Raw genomic sequence first — 17,002 nt, forward strand, 5'->3', positions numbered from 1 at the left:
TTAAGCCTTCTCGATGTTCACGGTAAACGACTTGTACTCAGGCGTCTGCGTGTTGGCATCACCGACAAAAGGCGTCAGCGTGTTGACCAGATAGCCCGGCTTGGCCAAGCCCGTGAAGCCCCAATGGTTCGGCATCCCCACCGTGTGCACGGTGCGTCCGTCGACTTGCAAGCCAGGGATGCGCTTGGTCACCAGCGCCACCGCCTTGATGAAGCCACGCTTGCTGCTGACCTTGACCATATCCCCGTTGGCAATGCCCTTGTCCTTGGCCAGTTCCTCGCCGATTTCGACGAACTGCTGCGGCTGGATGATGGCCGACGTGCGCACGTGCTTGGTCCATTGCTGGAAGTGCTCTGTCAAGCGGTAGCTCGTTGCCACATAAGGGAAGTCCTTCGGCACGCCAAGGCGTTCCAGGTCGCCCTTGAAAATGCGTGCCGCCGGGTTCGCGCGCGCCACCTTGCTGTTCGGGTGCATCAGGTTGTTGACCAGCGGCGACTCGAAAGGTTCGTAGTGCTCGGGCAATGGCCCCTCGGCCAGACCGGTAGGCGCAAACAATCGAGCCACCCCTTCTGCCGTCATGATGAATGGCCGCACCGCATCGACTGCGAACGGATCGGCATCCGGGCGAATGTCGGGGATGTCGGAGCCCGACCACTTCTTGCCATCCCAGCTGATCAATCCGCGCTTGGCGATCCACGGTTTGCCGGTGGCCGGATCGGCGCCTGCCGCGTTGTACAAAATGCGCCGGTTGGCCGGCCATGCCCACGCCCAGTTCAGCGCCTGGCCGATACCGTACGGGTCGGCGTTGTCGCGTCGCGCCATCTGGTTGCCGGCCTGTGTCCAGGCGCCTGCGTAAATCCAGCAGCCGCTGGCCGTACTGCCATCGTCGCGCAGCAATCCGAAGCCGGGAAGCTGCTCACCTGCCTTGGCCAGCACCTTGGTTGGATCGGTCGGATCCAGCAGATCGGTCAGTGCCTTGCCGTTGTATTCCATCGCAACCTCTTGCGCGGAGGGCGAGGAAGGAATCTTGTAGCTCCAGTTGAGCTTGACGATCGGGTCGGGGAAGGCACCACCATCCTTGATGTAGGCCTGGCGCAACTTGTTGTAGATTCCGGCCACGATCTCCAGGTCACCCTTCGCCTCGCCGGGTCCTTCGGCGCCTTTCAGGTGCCATTGAAGCCAGCGACTCGAATTCGTGAGCGACCCTTCTTCTTCGGCGAAGCAGTTCGCCGGCAGACGGAACACGGTGGTCTGGATCTCGGCCGTCTTGACGTCGTTGAATTCGCCGTAGTTCTTCCAGAATTCGCTGGTTTCCGTAATGAGCGGGTCGATCGTCACCAGGAACTTGAGCTTGGACAAGCCGCCGATGATCTTGTTTTTGTCGGGCAGTGCGCCCACCGGGTTGAAGCCCTGGCAGATGTAGCCGTTGATCTTGCCCTGGCTCATCAGCTCGAAGGCCTGCAGCACGTCGTACACCTTGTCGATTTTGGGCAGGTAGTGAAAAGCCCAATCGTTGTCGGCGGTGGCAGCATTGCCCCACCAGGCTTTTTGCATGCTGACGAAGAACTTCGGGTAGTTCTGCCAGTAGCTCATCTGGTTTGGACGCAACGGCTTGAGCGCGCGGCTCTTGTAGTAAACGTCGAGCGTCTGCTCCGAATCGCGCGCCAGCGACATGTAGCCCGGCAGCGAGTTCGACAGCAGCCCCAGATCGGTCAGGCCCTGAATGTTGCTGTGACCACGCAACGCATTCATGCCGCCGCCCGAGGCACCGATGTTGCCCAGCAGCAGTTGCATGATGGCGGCGGTGCGGATCATCTGCGTGCCTTGGCTGTGCTGTGTCCAGCCCAGCGCGTACAGCACCGTCATGGTCCTGTCGGTGGTGCTCGTGCTGGCGATGTACTCGCACACCTTCAGGAATTTGTCTTGCGGCGTACCCGTGATGCGGCTCACCAGTTCTGGGGTGTAGCGCGAGAAATGGCGCTTCATGACCTGCAGCACGCACTGCGGGTCCTGCATGGTCATATCGACTTTCGCCATGCCGGCGTCATCGAGCGCATAGCCCCACGACTTCGCATCGTATGTGCGCTTTTCTGCGTTGTACCCGCTGAAGATGCCTTCCTCGAACTTGTAGTCCGGCCCGACGATGAACGTCGCGTTGGTGTAGTTGCGAACGTACTCTGTCTGGATCTTGTTGTTGCTCAACAGGAAGTTCAGCACGCCGCCCAGGAACGCGATGTCCGAGCCGGCACGCACCGGTGCGTAGTAGTCGGCCACGGCGGCCGAGCGCGTGAAGCGCGGGTCGACCACCACCAGCTTTGCCTTGTTCTGTTTCTTGGCTTCAATGACCCACTTGAAGCCGCAGGGATGCGCCTCCGCAGCGTTGCCACCCATGATCAGCACCACATCCGCATTTTGGATGTCTTGCCAATGGTTGGTCATTGCACCTCGTCCGAACGTCGGGGCCAGACTGGCCACCGTAGGTCCGTGTCAAACGCGTGCCTGGTTATCGAAGACGAGCATCCCGGTGGAGCGGAATGCTTTGTGCGTCAGGTACCCGGTTTCGTTGGACGAGGCCGATGCACACAGCATGCCCGTGGTAGTCCAGCGGTTGACGGTCTTGCCTTCGGCGTTGGTCGGCTGGAAGTTGGCGTCGCGATCGGCCTTCAGCAAAGTTGCGATTTGCTCGAAAGCACTGTCCCAACTGATGCGCTTCCATTCGTTGCTGCCCGGTTCGCGCATCTCTGGATACTTGAGCCGGCTGGGGCTGTGCACGAAGTCGAGCAGGCCCGCGCCTTTGGGGCACAGCGTGCCCCGGTTGACCGGGTGATCCGGGTCGCCCTCGATATGCAGGATCGCCGGGATCACGTTCTTGGCCTTGTCGCCCAGGCTGTACATGATGATGCCGCAACCTACCGAGCAATACGGGCAGGTATTGCGCGTTTCGGTGGTGCGGGCCAGCTTGAAGTTGCGTGCCTCGGCCAGTGCGGCCGTCGGCGAAAAACCAAGGGCGACCAGGCTGGAACCGACCAGCCCGGCACTGCTGACACGGAAGAAGTGGCGGCGATTCATGTCCATGAGGCTGCCTTTTTGAACGGTGCGTTTTTCATCGGGGTTCTACTTATTCGAAAAGAGTTGGAAACGTAATCAGGGTCTGCGCAGTGGAGGATGTCACTTGGCCTTGCCATCTCCCCCGGTCGGCGCAGCAGCGCCGCCGTTACCCGAAGTGGCAGCCTGGCCAGATGTCATCCCGCCAATGGCGGTGCCGCCTTCGGACGGTCCTTTGTGTGTCGAGGTGGAATCGACTTTATCGCCCGATCCGGCAGGAACGATGCCGGCAGGGTATTCGCCGGAACGCGTGCTCCCCGAGGCGCTGGTCGGCAGCGGCGGCGTCGAAGGTTTCCTGTCACAGGCGCCTAAGGCCAGCAGCGCCACCAGACCCATGGTCGTGGCGAATGCTTTGAAGAGATGACGTGGGCTCAAGCTTGACTCCTTTTCAAATTAGTCTAGCAATGGAACAAAGTCCTTGCACCGTGGCATCACCCTACAGACAAATTCCGCCGGCCACGTCGGCTATCGTCGCCAGATGAACGCTTCTTTTCGCCTTGGCTGGCGCACCCTCTGGCGCGATTTGCGCGCGGGCGAACTGCGCCTTTTGATCGTCGCCGTGCTGCTCGCGGTCGCGGCGCTCACGGCCGTCGGGTTCTTTGCCGATCGGCTCAAGGGTGGTTTGCAGCGCGATGCGCGGCAATTGCTCGGCGGCGATGCGGTGCTGGCCAGCGACAACCCGACGCCACCGGCATTTGTCGAAAAGGCAAAGTCCCTTGGGTTGCAGGCCGCGGGAACCTACGGCTTTCCGACCATGGCGCGCGCCAGCGATGACCAAGGCGGCGCCAGCAAGCTGGTCGCGCTGAAAGCGGTCGAGGCCGGCTATCCGTTACGAGGCCGCCTGCAAACCTCTGTCACGGCCGAAGGCGCCGGCGAGCCGACACGCGACATTCCCGCACCCGGCGACGTGTGGATCGATGCGTCGCTGCTCGAATCGCTCGGCTTGAAGGTCGGCGACATGATGTTGCTGGGCGACACGCAATTGAAGATCGCGCGCATCGTCGTGCTCGAACCCGACCGCGGCGCCGGCTTCATGAGCTTCGCACCGCGCGTGATGCTGAACCAGGCCGACGTCGCCCGCACCGGGCTCGTGCAGCCGGCCAGCCGTATCAGCTATCGCTTTGCCGTGGCGGGCGATGCGGCGGCGGTCAAGTCGTTCAGCGACTTCACCGATGCGACGCTGAAGAAGGGCGAGCTGCGTGGCGCACGGCTCGACTCGTTCGAAACCGGCCGGCCCGAAATGCGGCAGACACTCGACCGCGCCGAAAAGTTCCTGAACCTCGTGGCACTGCTTGCCGCGTTGCTGTCGGCCGTGGCCGTGGCGCTCGCGGCGCGCGGCTTCGCAGCCAGCCATCTCGACGACTGCGCCATGCTGCGGGTGCTCGGGCAGAGCCAGCGCACCATCGCCATGGCGTACGCATTCGAGTTCCTGATCATCGGCCTGGTAGCGAGCGGGCTCGGCGTCGCGATCGGCTTCGGCGTGCACTACGTCTTCGTCGCGCTGCTCGCCGGACTGGTCGATGCGTCGCTGCCGGCGGCCACTTTATGGCCCGTCGCTTTCGGCTTCGGCATGGGCTTGACTCTGCTGTTCGCCTTCGGCCTGCCGCCTGTGTTGCAGCTTGCCAAGGTGCCCCCGCTGCGGGTGATCCGGCGCGATGTCGGCGGCCTCAAGCCGGCGTCGATCGCAGTGCTCACCGTCGGCGTGCTGGGCTTCGCTGCGCTGCTGCTCGCGGCCAGCAGCGACATCAAGCTCGGGCTCATCGCAGTCGGCGGTTTTGCTGCAGCGGTCGCGTTGTTCGCGGCGTTGAGCTGGCTTGCGGTCAAGGTCTTGCGACGCAGTGTCAACGAGACCACGGCCCCACGCTGGCTGGTGCTGGCGACGCGGCAGATCTCGGCGCGCCCCGTGTACGCCGTGGTGCAGGTCAGTGCGCTGGCTGTCGGACTGCTCGCGCTCATCTTGCTGGTGCTGCTGCGCACCGACCTCGTCTCGAGCTGGCGCAAGGCAACGCCGCCCGATGCGCCCAACCGCTTCGTCATCAACGTGATGCCCGAGCAGAGCGACCCGTTCCAGAAGTCGCTGCGCGATGCGGGCGTGTCAAAGTTCGACTGGTACCCGATGATCCGCGGGCGCCTGATCGCGATCAACGACAAGCCGATCGCGCCCGACGACTATGCCGACGACCGCGCCAAGCGACTGGTCGATCGCGAGTTCAACCTCAGCAACAGCGCCGACGCGCCGGCGCACAACACCATCACCTCCGGCAGGTGGACACCCGATGCCAAGGGCGAGATCAGCGTCGAAGAAGGCCTGGCCGAAACGCTCGGGCTGAAGCTCGGCGACACCCTGCGCTTCGATGTCGGCGGCATCCCGAGCGATGCGCGCATCACCTCGCTGCGCAAGGTCGACTGGGGCTCGCTGCACGCCAACTTCTTCGTCATGTACACGGTCGCGACGCTGCCCGATGTGCCGGCGACCTACCTCGCCGCGTTCCGTGCGCCGCCGGTCAAGGGCTTCGACAATGCGTTGGTGCGCAGCTACCCGAACATCACCAACGTCGACATGAGCGCGACCATCGCGCAGGTGCAGCGTGTGCTCGACCAGGTCATCAGCGCGGTCGAATTCTTGTTCGGCTTCACTTTGGCAGCCGGGCTCGTCGTGCTGTTCGCTGCGGTGACTGCGACGCGCGAAGAGCGGGCGCGCGAGTTCGCCGTGATGCGCGCGGTCGGTGCACGCGCCAGCTTGCTGCGGCAAGTGCAGCGGGCCGAGCTGATCGGCGTCGGCTTGCTGGCTGGACTGCTCGCCAGCGTCGTGGCGTCGGCCATCGGGTGGGCGCTGGCGCGCTACGTCTTCGAGTTCACCTGGACCGCGTCGCCGCTGGTGCCGCTGGGCGGCGCGTTGACAGGTGCGGTGCTGGCGCTGGCGGCCGGTTGGTGGGGCTTGCGAGAGGTGCTGCGCCGGCCGGTGGTCGAGACGCTGCGCCGCGCGGCCGAGTGAGCACTGCAAAGACCATCGCGACAATCGACCCCATGCAGATCGAAGAAAAACCCAAGTTCGATTCACCTTTCGTGTGGATCGGCGGTGAAGAAAAAGTAAAGGCGCTGGTCGACCGTTTCTACGACCTGATGGAGATCGAGCCCGCCTATGCGGTGCTGCGCGCTGTCCATGGCAACACGCTCGACAACGCGCGCCAGCGTCTCTTCTGGTTCCTGTGCGGATGGCTCGGCGGACCGCAGCATTACACCGACCGGTTCGGTAACCCGATGCTGCGTGCGCGGCATCTGCCGCAGAGCATCGGGGGCCACAGCATCGGCATCAAGGAGCGCGACCAGTGGCTTGCGTGCATGGACCAGGCGATGGGTGAGACGGGTGTCGACGAAGCGCTGCGGGAGCGGCTGCGCGACTCCTTTTTCAAGACCGCGGACTGGATGCGTAACAGGGGAGAGGCGGTGTGAGTGGCATGAACGAAATGAACAACGTGAACAAAATGAACGACATCGTGATCATCGGCGGCGGTCACGCGGCGGCGCAGCTGTGCGCTTCGCTGGTCGAGGCCGGGCAGGGTGCCCGTGTGCATCTGGTGTGCGAGGAGCCTTGCGAGCCGTATCACCGGCCGCCGTTGTCCAAGGCATTCCTGAAAAGCGCTGAAGAAACGACGCAGCCGCACAAGGCCGCTGACTGGTATCGCGAGGCCGGCATCACGTTGCATCTCGGCAATGAGGCCACGGTGATCGACCGCGCTGCGCACACCGTCACGCTGCGCTCAGGCGCCGTACTGCCGTGGGAACGACTGGTGCTCGCGACGGGCACGCGTGCGCGTCGTCTTTCCGGCTTGCCCGATGGCCTTGCCAATGTCGCGATGCTGCGAGCGGCCGACGAGGCGCACCGCCTGCGCACGCAGCTCGCGTCGGCGCAGCACGTCATCGTGCTCGGCGGCGGCTTCATCGGACTCGAAGTGGCGGCCACTGCCAAGGCGATGGGCAAGACGGTCCGCGTTGTCGAAGCCGCCCCTCGGCTGATGGGCCGCGCCGTCTCACCCGAGTTATCGGCGCATGTGCTGGCGGTGCATCGCGCGGCCGACATCGACATCGTTTTGAACGCCAAGGTTGGCGGTTTCGAAATCTCTGGAGACCGCCTGCAGTCGATCGAGATCGATGGCGTGAAGGTGGCGGTCGACCTGCTGCTGCTCGGCATCGGTGCGGTGCCCGAAACCACCTTGGCCGAGGCGACCGGACTGGAATGCGCCGACGGCATCGTGGTCGACGCGCACATGCAGACCAGCGACGCGGCGGTGCTGGCGATCGGCGACTGCACGCGCTTTCCGGACCGGCGCGCCGGCCGTGCGCTGCGGCTCGAATCGGTCGCCAACGCGAACGAGCAGGCACGCACCGCGGCCGCCACGCTCACTGGCGCGCCGCGGCCGCACGATGCGTTGCCGTGGTTCTGGTCGGAGCAGGGCGGAATGCGATTGCAGATGGTCGGGCTGGTGCCGGACGAGAGCACACCGGGCCAGGTTACGGTGCGGCGGCCTGGCCCAGGCGCTAACCCCAATGCCTTCTCGCTGTTCCATTACGTCGATGGCCAACTGGTGTGCGTCGAGTCGGCCAACGCACCGGTCGATCACATGATGAGCCGCAAGCTGCTGGAGGCGCAGCGCAACCCCGAGCCGGCGGCGGTGGCCGATGTGGCGGTGCCGTTGAAATCGCTTCTGGTTTAGCTGGCCGGCATTGCGCCGACAGCGCTATTGGCGTCCCACCGGCGCCAGCAGCACCACCAGCGCGCCCGCGCCGCCTTCGGCCGGCTTGGCCTGCACGAAGGCCAGCACTTCGATCTTCTGGATCAGCCAGCGCTGCGTCTTGGTCTTGAGCACCGGCATCTTGCCGGGCGAGCCCAGTCCCTTTCCGTGCACGACGCGTACGCAACGGATCCCTTGACGGTGCGAGGTGCGGATGAAGGCGCCGAGCGCCTCACGCGCTTCGTCGCTTCGCAGTCCATGCAGGTCGCACTGTCGCTGGATCGACCACTCGCCTGCACGCAGCTTGCGCGTGACGTCGGTACCGATGCCGGGGCGGCGAAAGCTCATCGCGTCGTCGACATCGAGCAGCGTGGTGACGTCGAATTCGTCGCTGATCGATTCGCGCATCACGCGTTGTTCGTCGAGCTGATGTTGGAATGGAATGGGTGCGGGCGGTTCGGGCGTCAGCACCACAGACGCTTTGCGCCGCAGCGGTTCGGTGGCGCCGATAGCGCGGCTGAACAGGTCTTTTTCCGCGGCGCGTTTTTTTTCGGCGGCGAGTCGCAACGCGTCGGCGGCGGCCTCGCGTTCGCGCTCCGCCGCCAGCGTTTGCTGAATCTGCTTCAGGTCGGCGAGTGAGCGCAGGCCAGGGCGCAGGCCCGCAGGTGGTTTGCCGGAATCCGCTTTGACGCGTGCCATCAGATCAATCCTTTTTCTGCCATCGACAGGGTCTGGCCCGCCGCGACGATCACATGATCGAGCACGCGGACATCGACCAGCGCCAGCGCCGCTTTCAATGTCTGTGTTAGCGACTCGTCGGCGCGCGATGGCTCGACGCTGCCGCTCGGATGGTTGTGCGCCAGCACCACGGCCGCGGCGTGATGGTGCAGTGCGCGGATGACGACCTCGCGCGGGTAGACGCTGGTTTGCGTCAGCGTGCCGCGAAACAGTTCTTCGAGCGCGATCAACCGGTGTTGCGCGTCGAGGAACAACGCTGCGAAAACTTCATGTGGCCGCGATGCGATGTGCAGTTGCAGGTAGTGCTTGACGGCTTCCGGCGAGTCGAACACCGCCCGCTCTTTCAGCCGCTCGGCCATGGCACGGCGAGCGAGTTCCAGCACGGCCGTGAGTTCGGCGCGCTTGGCGGGGCCGCCGAGTCCCTTTATCTTCTTCAGATCGTCCAGGCTGGTGTTGAGCAAGCCGGCGAGGCCGCCGAAGGTGTCGAGCAGTTCCTGCGACAGCTGGAGCACGTTCTTGCCGACCATGCCGGTGCGCAGCAGCAGCGCCAGCAGTTCAACGTCGCCCAGCGCACCGGCGCCGCGAGCAAGCAGCTTCTCGCGCGGGCGGGCATCGGCGGGGAGGTCCTTGAAGGCCATGCAGGCAGTCGGTGAGGGAATTGGGCGCGGAACTGGAGCCTGCGAGCCCGGCTCCCTAAAATGAGGGCCAGTTTATCGGGACACCCATTTTGTCTTTGCCTCCCATCGCCGTTTCTGCCGCTGCCCCCCACGTTACCGCGCCTGTCGTGAATGCGGGCTCGTTCCTCACCTTGCATTACCGGCTCGCCGGTCCGGCGGGCGACGTCATCAACACCTTCGCGGACAAACCAGCGACGCTTTCGCTCGGCAACGGCGAGCTGTCACCCGCGATGGAAGCACGGCTGATCGGACTTGAAGAAGGCGCGCATGACACCTTCCAGCTACCCGCCGGTGAAGCTTTCGGCGACCGCAATCTCGAGATGCAGCAGTGGGTCGCCAAGACGTTGCTCGCCAAAATGGGCGACCCCGACGAGCGCTATGCGGTCGGCGATGTGGTCCAGTTTCCGACGCCCGATGGCACCGGAAGCTACGCCGGTGCGGTGATCGAGTCGAACGCGACGGCGGTGCGCTTCGACTTCAACCATCCGCTGGCCGGACAGCCCGTGACTTTCGAAGTGCAGCTGATCGGCGTGCTGTGACCGAAGTGAAAACGCTCGACGAAATCGTGTTGGCCGAGCCACGCGGCTTTTGCGCAGGTGTCGACCGCGCCATCGAAATCGTGGAGCGCGCTCTGGCCAAGTTCGGTGCGCCGATCTATGTACGCCACGAGATCGTGCACAACACCTACGTGGTGAACGAGCTCAAGTCGAAGGGCGCGATCTTCATCGAAGACCTGGCCGATGTGCCGCCGGGCTCGACGCTGGTGTTCAGCGCGCACGGTGTCAGCAAGGCGGTGCAGCAAGAGGCCCGCGCGCGGGGCTTCGACATCTTCGACGCGACCTGCCCGCTCGTCACCAAGGTGCACGTCGAGGTCGCCAAGCTCGCCAAGGAGGGCTACGAATTCATCATGATCGGCCACAAGGGGCATCCTGAAGTCGAGGGCACGATGGGCCAGCTCACGGGCGGCATCCACCTTGTCGAAGACGTCGCCGATGTGGCGACCGTGCAGCCGGCACAGAGCGAAAAACTGGCGGTCGTGACGCAGACAACACTGAGCGTGGACGACGCGGCCGAGATCGCCGCCGCCGTGCGCGCGCGCTTTCCGAAGGTGCGCGAGCCCAAGCAGCAGGACATCTGCTACGCGACGCAAAACCGGCAGGACGCGATCAAGATCATGAGCCCGCAAGTCGACCTGGTGATCGTCGTCGGCAGCCCGACCAGCTCCAACAGCAATCGCTTGCGCGAACTGGCGCAGCGCCTGGGCACCGAGAGCTACATGGTCGATTCGGCGGACGAACTTCAGCCCGCATGGTTCGAAGGCAAGAGTCGCATCGGGATCACTGCCGGCGCCTCTGCGCCGGAGATTCTGGTGACGGAAGTGATCGATCGCGTGAAGGCGCTCGGGGCGGTGTCGGTGCGCAAGATGGACGGGATCGTGGAGACGGTCAAGTTCCCGCTGCCGAAGGGGCTTCGGCTCGCTGGCCAATCTTCACCAGGGCATATCTCTTGAGCACGACAACGATCGACTGGCGCCGCGAGATCGAAGACGCGGCGCAACGGCTGCACGCGCGTGCCGGGCACTTCCTGCTCCAGACCCCGCTGTGGAAACTGCCGGCATCGGCCGTTGGCTTGGTAGCACCTGGTGCCGAGGTCTGGTTGAAGCTGGAACACCTGCAGGTCAGCGGCAGCTTCAAGGCGCGCGGCATGATGAACCGGCTGCTGGCCAACGACATACCGGCCAGCGGCGTGGTGGTCGCATCGGGCGGTAACGCAGGCATCGCGACGGCGGCGGCGGCGCGTGCGTTGGGCGTGCGCTGTGAGGTGTTTTTGCCCGGTGTGTCGCCCGAAGCCAAGCGTGCCCGGCTGCGTGACTTGGGTGCGGAAGTGGTCGTGGTCGGCGAGATTTACCCGGATGCGCTGGCCGCTTGCATCGCGCGCCAAAAGGAAACCGGTGCGTTGCTGACCCACGCCTACGACCAACGCGAAGTGGTGGCCGGTGCCGGCACGCTGGGCCGCGAAATCGAAGCGCAGGGCGGCTTGCCCGATTCGGTTCTGGTGAGCGTCGGTGGCGGTGGGCTGATCGGCGGGCTGGCGGCCTGGTTCGAGCAGCGCAGCCGCGTGGTCGCGATCGAACCCGAACACGCGCCGACGCTGTTCCGTGCCCGCGAAGCCGGCGAGCCGGTCGATGTGCAAGTTGGCGGTATCGCTGCCGATTCGCTCGGTGCCAAGCGCATCGGCGCGCTGTCGTGGGACATCACCCAGCGCCAGGTGCGCGATGCGCTGCTGCTGCCGGACGATGCGATTCGCGCGGCGCAGCGATGGCTATGGAAAGAGATGAAGCTGGCGGTCGAGCCGGCGGCGGCGTTGCCGCTGGCGGCGCTGCAAACCGGCGCATACCGGGTGCGCGACGGCGAGCGCGTCTGCCTGATCGTCTGCGGCGCGAATGTCGATCCGGCTATGGTCGGCTGAAGCCCGCTGCCGAAGTCTGGTGGAAGTCGGGCCAACTAAAATCTGCAGATGCTCGACATCACCCTGCTCCGCAAGGACCTCCCCTCGGTCGTTGCCCGACTCGAAACCCGCAAAGCCAACCAGACCTTCCTTGATGTCCACGCCTTCACCGCGCTGGAGGCCGAACGCAAGATCCTTCAGGTCCGAACCGAAGAGTTGCAGGCACGGCGCAATACGCTCAACAAGCAGATCGGCCCACTGAAAGCCAAGGGCGAATCTGTCGATGCATTGATGACCGAGGTCAACGCGCTCAAGACCGAGCAAGAGGCGCAAGGCGGTCGCCTCGAAGCCATCCAGCCGGAATTGCAGGCGCTGTTGCTGGCAGTGCCCAACTTGCCGCATGCCAGCGTGCCGGTCGGCACCGACGAGCACGGCAATGTCGAAGTGCGTCGCTGGGCGCCGCAAGGCGGTGCCGGCGCCGCGGCCACGCCGCTCGGCTTCGAAGCGAAAGACCATGTCGACCTGGGCGAACCGCTCGGCCTCGACTTCGAAATGGGCACCAAGCTCGCTGGTTCGCGCTTCAGCGTGTTGAAAGGGTCGATCGCCCGGCTGCATCGCGCGCTCGCACAGTTCATGCTCGACATGCAGACAGAGAAACACGGCTACACGGAATGCTATGTGCCGTACATCGTCAACGCGGCATCGCTCAGCGGCACCGGCCAGTTGCCCAAGTTCGAGGGCGACCTTTTCGCCGCCAAAAAGGGCGGGCAAGACGGCGAGCCGGTGCCAGACAACCAGGCGCTCTACCTCATCCCGACCAGCGAAGTTCCGCTGACCAACTTCGTGCGCGATGAGGTCGTGGCCGAGTCGACGTTGCCGATCAAGCTGACCGCGCACTCGCCGTGTTTTCGCTCTGAAGCCGGCAGCGCCGGGCGCGACACGCGCGGCATGATCCGGCAGCACCAGTTCGACAAGGTCGAGATGGTGCAGATCACGCACCCCGATCGCAGCTACGAAGCGCTCGAAGCCATGACCGGCCATGCCGAGGCGGTGCTGCAGGCGCTGGAGTTGCCGTACCGCGTGGTGCTGTTGTGCACCGGCGACATGGGCTTTGGTTCCAGCAAGACCTACGACCTGGAAGTCTGGTTGCCGGCGCAGGACACGTACCGCGAGATCAGCTCGGTCTCCAACTGCGAAGCTTTTCAGGCGCGCCGATTGCAGGCGCGGTTCAAGAACGCGCAAGGCAAGAACGAACTCGTGCACACGCTCAACGGCTCTGGGCTGGCGGTCGGACGCACGCTGGTCGCAGTGCTCGAAAATCATCAGAACGCCGATGGGTCCATCACCGTGCCGCGAGCGTTGCATCCTTACCTCGGCGGCCTCGAAACGCTCCGAGCCTCTGCTAGAATCTGAGGCTCGACAGCGACCGGAGAGGTGGCAGAGTGGTCGAATGTACCTGACTCGAAATCAGGCGTACGGAAACGTACCGAGGGTTCGAATCCCTCCCTCTCCTCCAGCGATGGATTGCTAAAGCCCCGCCAGCCGGGGCTTTTTTGCGTCTGTTCTGCGGTTAAGAGTTGCGCCGGTGCGACGCTGTCGGGGAAACTTTCGGTGACAATGTAGGACCCCTCGACCGTCAACGGCAGGCAAGTCGCGAGGCGCACAGGTCGGGGAAACCTACAAGGCATGCGGGGTTCAGCTTGATTCGTGACTGCTTCGCTCTCTTTCAGGGGCCCCTTTGTCGAAGGGGCTTTTTTGTAGACCCTGCGGCGGGGTGCCATTCGGAAACATGAAGGGCAATTCTTCCTTCGCCGGCCTGGGCAATTCGTCCTTCGCCAGCCTCACGCCGGCGCCGGCCTCGGCCGATGAAGCTGAACCGTGGGTCCGCGGTGAGCTGATCCGAAGTTTGATGCGGGCATCCCGCGGCTCGCATTTTCTGGCTGCGGCACTGCTGCCTGCCATGATCGGGTTGAGCTGGGGCTACGTGCCGCTGTGGCAACTGATGGTGTGGCTGGCTATCGGGGTCGCCGCCACGTGCTGCCGCGTCTGGGGCGAACAGGTCTACACGCGCCGCTATGCCGATCGCGACTCCGACGGGCAGCAGCGGTTTGTCGAGAAATATCACTTTCTATGGAGCATCAGCGCCTTTGCCTGGGGCCTGTCGATCCTGATCTTTTTCGAGCGCACGCCGCTCATCAACCAGTTCATGAGCTGGTTGATCGTGGCCGGCGTGGCGACGTTTCCGCTCAACGGGCTGGCACTGCATCCGCCATTGCTCAAGCGCTACGTCAACACGCTCTTCATCACGATGCTCGCCGCGGTGCTGTTCCGCGTCGTCGAGATGAATTTCGAGAAGCCGCATTTCAACTACGGCTTTCTGCTGCTGCCGATGCTGCATTGGTGGCTGCTGCTGCGCGCCGGCCGGCGCATCCACGAGACGGCCCGCAACAGCTTCGAACTGCTCTTTCATAACCACATCCTGATTGCCTCGCTGACCCAGCAACGGCAGGCCGCCGTGTCGGCCGTGGCGATGAAAAACCGTTTCCTGGCGAGCGCGGCCCACGACATGCGGCAGCCCGTGCTGGCGCTGTCTCTCTACGCCGACTGGCTCCGCAACGAGCCGGAGCTGGTGCAGGAGATCGCGCCGAAGATCGTCCGCGCCACGCATGCGGTCAACGCGCTGTTCGATTCGCTGTTCGACCTGGCGCGCATCGATTCCGGTCAGGTGCGGCTGCACATCGAGCGGGTCGATGTTGGCCAACTGCTGCACGACTTGGAGCTGCAGTACCGGCCGGTGGCGGAGGCCAAGGGCTTGAAGTTCCAAGTGCACATTGCCAAAGGCACGGTGCTGACCGATCCCATTCGCGTGCGCCGGATGATCGGCAATCTGATTGCCAACGCCATCAAGTACACCGTCGAGGGGGGCGTGCTGCTGGCGTCGCGGCAAACGCGCGATGGCCTCCGGGTCGAGGTGTGGGATACCGGCATCGGCATCGCGCGCGAACATCTGCGCGACGTGTTCCTGGAGTTCTACAAGGTGGCCGACCATGCCGGCACGTCCGATGGTTTCGGCCTCGGACTCGCCATCGTGGCTCGCCTGTCTCACGCGCTAGGCCACCCGGTGAGCGTTCGATCGCGGCTCGGGCGTGGCAGCGTATTTCGGGTTGCATTGCACGACGCCGATGAATCGCAGGCGCAATCCCGGGTCAGTTCTGCGGTCGGCTGATAAACCCCTGGTTGGGGGGGTCCTGGAGTTAGCCGGAAGGCTAACCAATCAATCAGCCGGACAGCAAACCGTTGGTCCGTGCGTAATGCAGCGCCTGCGTACGGCTCTTCACGCCGAGTCGCCGGAACAGACGCCACAGATGCACCTTGACCGTGTGTTCGCTGATTTCGAGCTCAGACGCGATGTCGCGATTGCTCATGCCCTTGTCGAGCATGGCGATGAGCTGCGTCTGGCGCTTCGACAACTTGCTGTTGGCGGCTGCCGCAGGCTCTTCGACATCCGAGTCGGCCATCAAGAGACCGCGCAGGGCGGCCGTCAATTCGGCGGAACTGGCCGACTTTTCGATGTACTGGTCGGCACCCGCTTCGATGCAGGCTTCTTCCATGTCTGCAGCAGGTGAGGCCGAGTACACCGCGATCGGCACATCCGGATAGGTCTGCTTGACCGCGATCACGCCGGAAACACCGGTCGTGTCGGGCAATTTGAGGTCGAGGCAAAACAGGCCGGGCGTACCGTGCTGCTTGACTGCGTTGGCGAGCTTGTCGAGGCGCTCGAGTTCCACGATGTTCTCGGCTGGCCGCAGGCGCCGCAGCACCATGACGATGGCGTCGCGCATCAAGGGGTGATCATCGATGACGTAAATGCTCATGTTTTGCTTTCGTGTGTGCGCAACTTGTATATTGACTGTTGCTAGGCGCGCGAATCTCTCCCTTTACTTCAGCTCGCCTGACCGGCGAGTTCCTCGAGCGCAGCCATCACGGCGCGCCGCCCGTCATTGTCGACCGGTTCCAGCTGTTCTGCGAGCGCAGCGAGTGCTTCATTCGGTTGGTATTGCAATGCCCCGATGGCGCGTCCGGCTTCTTGCGGCGACTGAAAGCCACGGCTTTGCAGCAGCGTGTCGTTGTGGGTATCGAGCAGCTTGAAATAAAAGAGTCCGTCGCGCTCGCGGTATTGCTTGAAGGTCGGCTTGCCCGTCTTGCCGCCCTTGCCGGCTTTCTTGCCGACACCCGCATCCTGACCGCCCAGGCTGGCAAGGCTGCGCAGCCCGACAGCGTGGCGCAGCGTCGCCATGAAAGGACGAGAAAGTTCGCGGGCCTTGTCGGCACCGATCAGCAAGGTGCGCTCGATCTGCGCGGGGTCATTCATCAACGCTTCGTAGCGCTCGCGAAGCGGTGTCAGTTCTCGGTCGATCCGCTCGAAGACCATTTGCTTGGCGTCGCCCCAGCCGATGCCTTCGACGTAGGCCTTGCGCATTGCGGCTGTTTCGTCGGCAGTCGCGAACGCCTGAAAAATCTGGAACAGGGCCGAGCCCTCGGTCTCCTTCGGCTCGCCCGGCGCGCGCGAGTCGGTCACGATACCGGCGATGAGTTTTTGCAGCTGGGCACGCGGCGAGAACAGCGGAATGGTGTTGTCGTAACTCTTGCTCATCTTGCGGCCGTCGAGGCCGGGCAAGGTGGCAACCGCGTCGTCGACCTCGGCTTCGGGCAACACGAAGTGCTCTCCGTACGAGTGATTGAAGCGCTGCGCGATGTCGCGCGCCATTTCGATGTGCTGGATCTGGTCGCGCCCGACCGGCACCTTGTGCGCGTTGAACATCAGGATGTCCGCGCCCATCAGCACCGGGTACATGAAGAGGCCCGCGGTAACGTCCGCATCCGGGTCTTCACCCTTGGCGATGTTTTTGTCGACAGAGGCTTTGTACGCATGCGCACGGTTCAGGATGCCTTTGCCGGTGACGCACGTCAGCAGCCAGGTGAGTTCCGGAATCTCCGGGATGTCGGATTGGCGATAGAAGACAACGCGCTCGGGGTCGAGCCCGCAGGCCAACCAGCTGGCAGCAATTTCAAGCGTCGAACGCTGGATGCGCGCCGGGTCATCGATCTTGATGAGGGCGTGGTAGTCCGCCATGAAATAAAAGCTCTGCACATCGGCGCGCTGGCTGAAGCGCACCGACGGCCGCACCAGGCCGGCGTAGTTGCCGAGATGCGGCGTGCCGGATGTGGTGATGCCGGTCAGAAACCGGGTTGCTTTGGGGGGTGTGGATGAAGCCATGTCGAAGTGCGCAGAAATATCGC

Annotated in this window: 14 protein-coding genes and 1 tRNA gene; 9 read left to right on the forward strand and 6 right to left on the reverse strand. The window is 64.0% G+C overall.

All coding sequences use genetic code 11. From position 1 onward, the window contains the following. Together fdnG and H7F36_RS10765 are read right to left on the reverse strand one after the other, a co-directional pair. Entirely contained in the window at positions 1–3,075 is a 3,075-nt protein-coding gene (gene fdnG, locus H7F36_RS10760; RefSeq protein WP_187054660.1) for a formate dehydrogenase-N subunit alpha, read from the reverse strand. Between the two features lie 93 nt (positions 3,076–3,168). Beyond that, the gene (locus H7F36_RS10765; RefSeq protein WP_261802575.1) at positions 3,169–3,480 is read right to left on the reverse strand and encodes a hypothetical protein; all 312 of its coding nucleotides are present in this window, start codon (positions 3,478–3,480) and stop codon (positions 3,169–3,171) included. Between the two features lie 103 nt (positions 3,481–3,583). On the opposite strand from H7F36_RS10765, the gene H7F36_RS10770 reads away from it, so the two are divergent. From H7F36_RS10770 to H7F36_RS10780, 3 genes are read left to right on the forward strand one after another with little or no spacing between them, the layout of a single operon-like run. Next, on the forward strand, positions 3,584–6,100 hold the full coding sequence (locus tag H7F36_RS10770) for an ABC transporter permease (RefSeq protein ID WP_187054661.1): 2,517 nt from the start codon (positions 3,584–3,586) through the stop codon (positions 6,098–6,100). A 32-nt stretch (positions 6,101–6,132) separates the two neighbouring features. Next, on the forward strand, positions 6,133–6,558 hold the full coding sequence (locus H7F36_RS10775) for a group II truncated hemoglobin (protein ID WP_187054662.1): 426 nt from the start codon (positions 6,133–6,135) through the stop codon (positions 6,556–6,558). A gap of 32 nt (positions 6,559–6,590) precedes the next feature. Next, a complete protein-coding gene (locus H7F36_RS10780) occupies positions 6,591–7,820 on the forward strand; it encodes an NAD(P)/FAD-dependent oxidoreductase (RefSeq protein ID WP_187054907.1) in 1,230 nt (409 codons plus the stop codon). A gap of 24 nt (positions 7,821–7,844) precedes the next feature. On the opposite strand, the gene H7F36_RS10785 is transcribed toward H7F36_RS10780, so the two are convergent. After that, positions 7,845–8,537 carry a Smr/MutS family protein gene (locus H7F36_RS10785; protein ID WP_187054663.1) on the reverse strand — a complete coding sequence of 231 codons (693 nt, stop codon included), beginning with the start codon at positions 8,535–8,537 and terminating at the stop codon, positions 7,845–7,847. Beyond that, positions 8,537–9,214 (reverse strand): RadC family protein, encoded by a 678-nt coding sequence (gene radC / locus H7F36_RS10790; protein ID WP_187054664.1) that lies wholly within the window; start codon positions 9,212–9,214, stop codon positions 8,537–8,539. Before radC ends, H7F36_RS10785 begins: the two co-directional genes overlap by 1 nt. A 95-nt stretch (positions 9,215–9,309) precedes the next feature. Between radC and H7F36_RS10795 the strand changes: the two genes are divergently transcribed. The 6 genes from H7F36_RS10795 to H7F36_RS10820 all read left to right on the forward strand — a co-directional run bounded on the left by H7F36_RS10795 (position 9,310) and on the right by H7F36_RS10820 (position 14,927). Continuing rightward, positions 9,310–9,792, forward strand: coding sequence for a peptidylprolyl isomerase (locus H7F36_RS10795; protein WP_261802636.1), 483 nt, complete (start codon positions 9,310–9,312; stop codon positions 9,790–9,792). 5 nt (positions 9,793–9,797) lie between these two features. Continuing rightward, positions 9,798–10,763 carry a 4-hydroxy-3-methylbut-2-enyl diphosphate reductase gene (ispH, locus tag H7F36_RS10800; protein WP_187054909.1) on the forward strand — a complete coding sequence of 322 codons (966 nt, stop codon included), beginning with the start codon at positions 9,798–9,800 and terminating at the stop codon, positions 10,761–10,763. Next, complete coding sequence (locus H7F36_RS10805; protein WP_187054665.1) at positions 10,760–11,722, forward strand: threonine/serine dehydratase; 963 nt, start codon at positions 10,760–10,762, stop codon at positions 11,720–11,722. The genes ispH and H7F36_RS10805 overlap by 4 nt, the downstream gene beginning before the upstream one ends. Before the next feature lie 48 nt (positions 11,723–11,770). Beyond that, positions 11,771–13,114, forward strand: coding sequence for a serine--tRNA ligase (gene serS, locus H7F36_RS10810; RefSeq protein WP_187054666.1), 1,344 nt, complete (start codon positions 11,771–11,773; stop codon positions 13,112–13,114). A 15-nt stretch (positions 13,115–13,129) separates the two neighbouring features. Further along, positions 13,130–13,217: transfer RNA gene (locus H7F36_RS10815), tRNA-Ser, on the forward strand. A gap of 222 nt (positions 13,218–13,439) precedes the next feature. Next, positions 13,440–14,927 carry a sensor histidine kinase gene (locus H7F36_RS10820; protein WP_261802576.1) on the forward strand — a complete coding sequence of 496 codons (1,488 nt, stop codon included), beginning with the start codon at positions 13,440–13,442 and terminating at the stop codon, positions 14,925–14,927. Between the two features lie 52 nt (positions 14,928–14,979). Here H7F36_RS10820 and H7F36_RS10825 read toward each other — a convergent pair whose 3' ends face one another. Together H7F36_RS10825 and H7F36_RS10830 are read right to left on the reverse strand one after the other, a co-directional pair. Next, a complete protein-coding gene (locus tag H7F36_RS10825) occupies positions 14,980–15,576 on the reverse strand; it encodes a LuxR C-terminal-related transcriptional regulator (RefSeq protein ID WP_187054667.1) in 597 nt (198 codons plus the stop codon). A gap of 68 nt (positions 15,577–15,644) precedes the next feature. After that, positions 15,645–16,979, reverse strand: coding sequence for a tryptophan--tRNA ligase (locus H7F36_RS10830; protein ID WP_187054668.1), 1,335 nt, complete (start codon positions 16,977–16,979; stop codon positions 15,645–15,647). Positions 16,980–17,002 lie beyond the last annotated feature (23 nt).

The sequence above is a fragment of the Variovorax sp. PAMC28562 genome, from assembly GCF_014303735.1.
Lineage (GTDB): Bacteria > Pseudomonadota > Gammaproteobacteria > Burkholderiales > Burkholderiaceae_C > Variovorax.

Excerpts from the sequence above, each read along its gene's own strand:
- H7F36_RS10770 (WP_187054661.1), top strand. The coding sequence starts at position 3,584 with ATGAACGCTTCTTTTCGCCTTGGCTGGCGCACCCTCTGGCGCGATTTG.
- H7F36_RS10775 (WP_187054662.1), top strand. The coding sequence starts at position 6,133 with ATGCAGATCGAAGAAAAACCCAAGTTCGATTCACCTTTCGTGTGGATC.
- H7F36_RS10780 (WP_187054907.1), top strand. The coding sequence starts at position 6,591 with ATGAACGACATCGTGATCATCGGCGGCGGTCACGCGGCGGCGCAGCTG.
- H7F36_RS10785 (WP_187054663.1), bottom strand. The coding sequence starts at position 8,537 with ATGGCACGCGTCAAAGCGGATTCCGGCAAACCACCTGCGGGCCTGCGC.
- radC (WP_187054664.1), bottom strand. The coding sequence starts at position 9,214 with ATGGCCTTCAAGGACCTCCCCGCCGATGCCCGCCCGCGCGAGAAGCTG.
- serS (WP_187054666.1), top strand. The coding sequence starts at position 11,771 with ATGCTCGACATCACCCTGCTCCGCAAGGACCTCCCCTCGGTCGTTGCC.
- H7F36_RS10825 (WP_187054667.1), bottom strand. The coding sequence starts at position 15,576 with ATGAGCATTTACGTCATCGATGATCACCCCTTGATGCGCGACGCCATC.
- H7F36_RS10830 (WP_187054668.1), bottom strand. The coding sequence starts at position 16,979 with ATGGCTTCATCCACACCCCCCAAAGCAACCCGGTTTCTGACCGGCATC.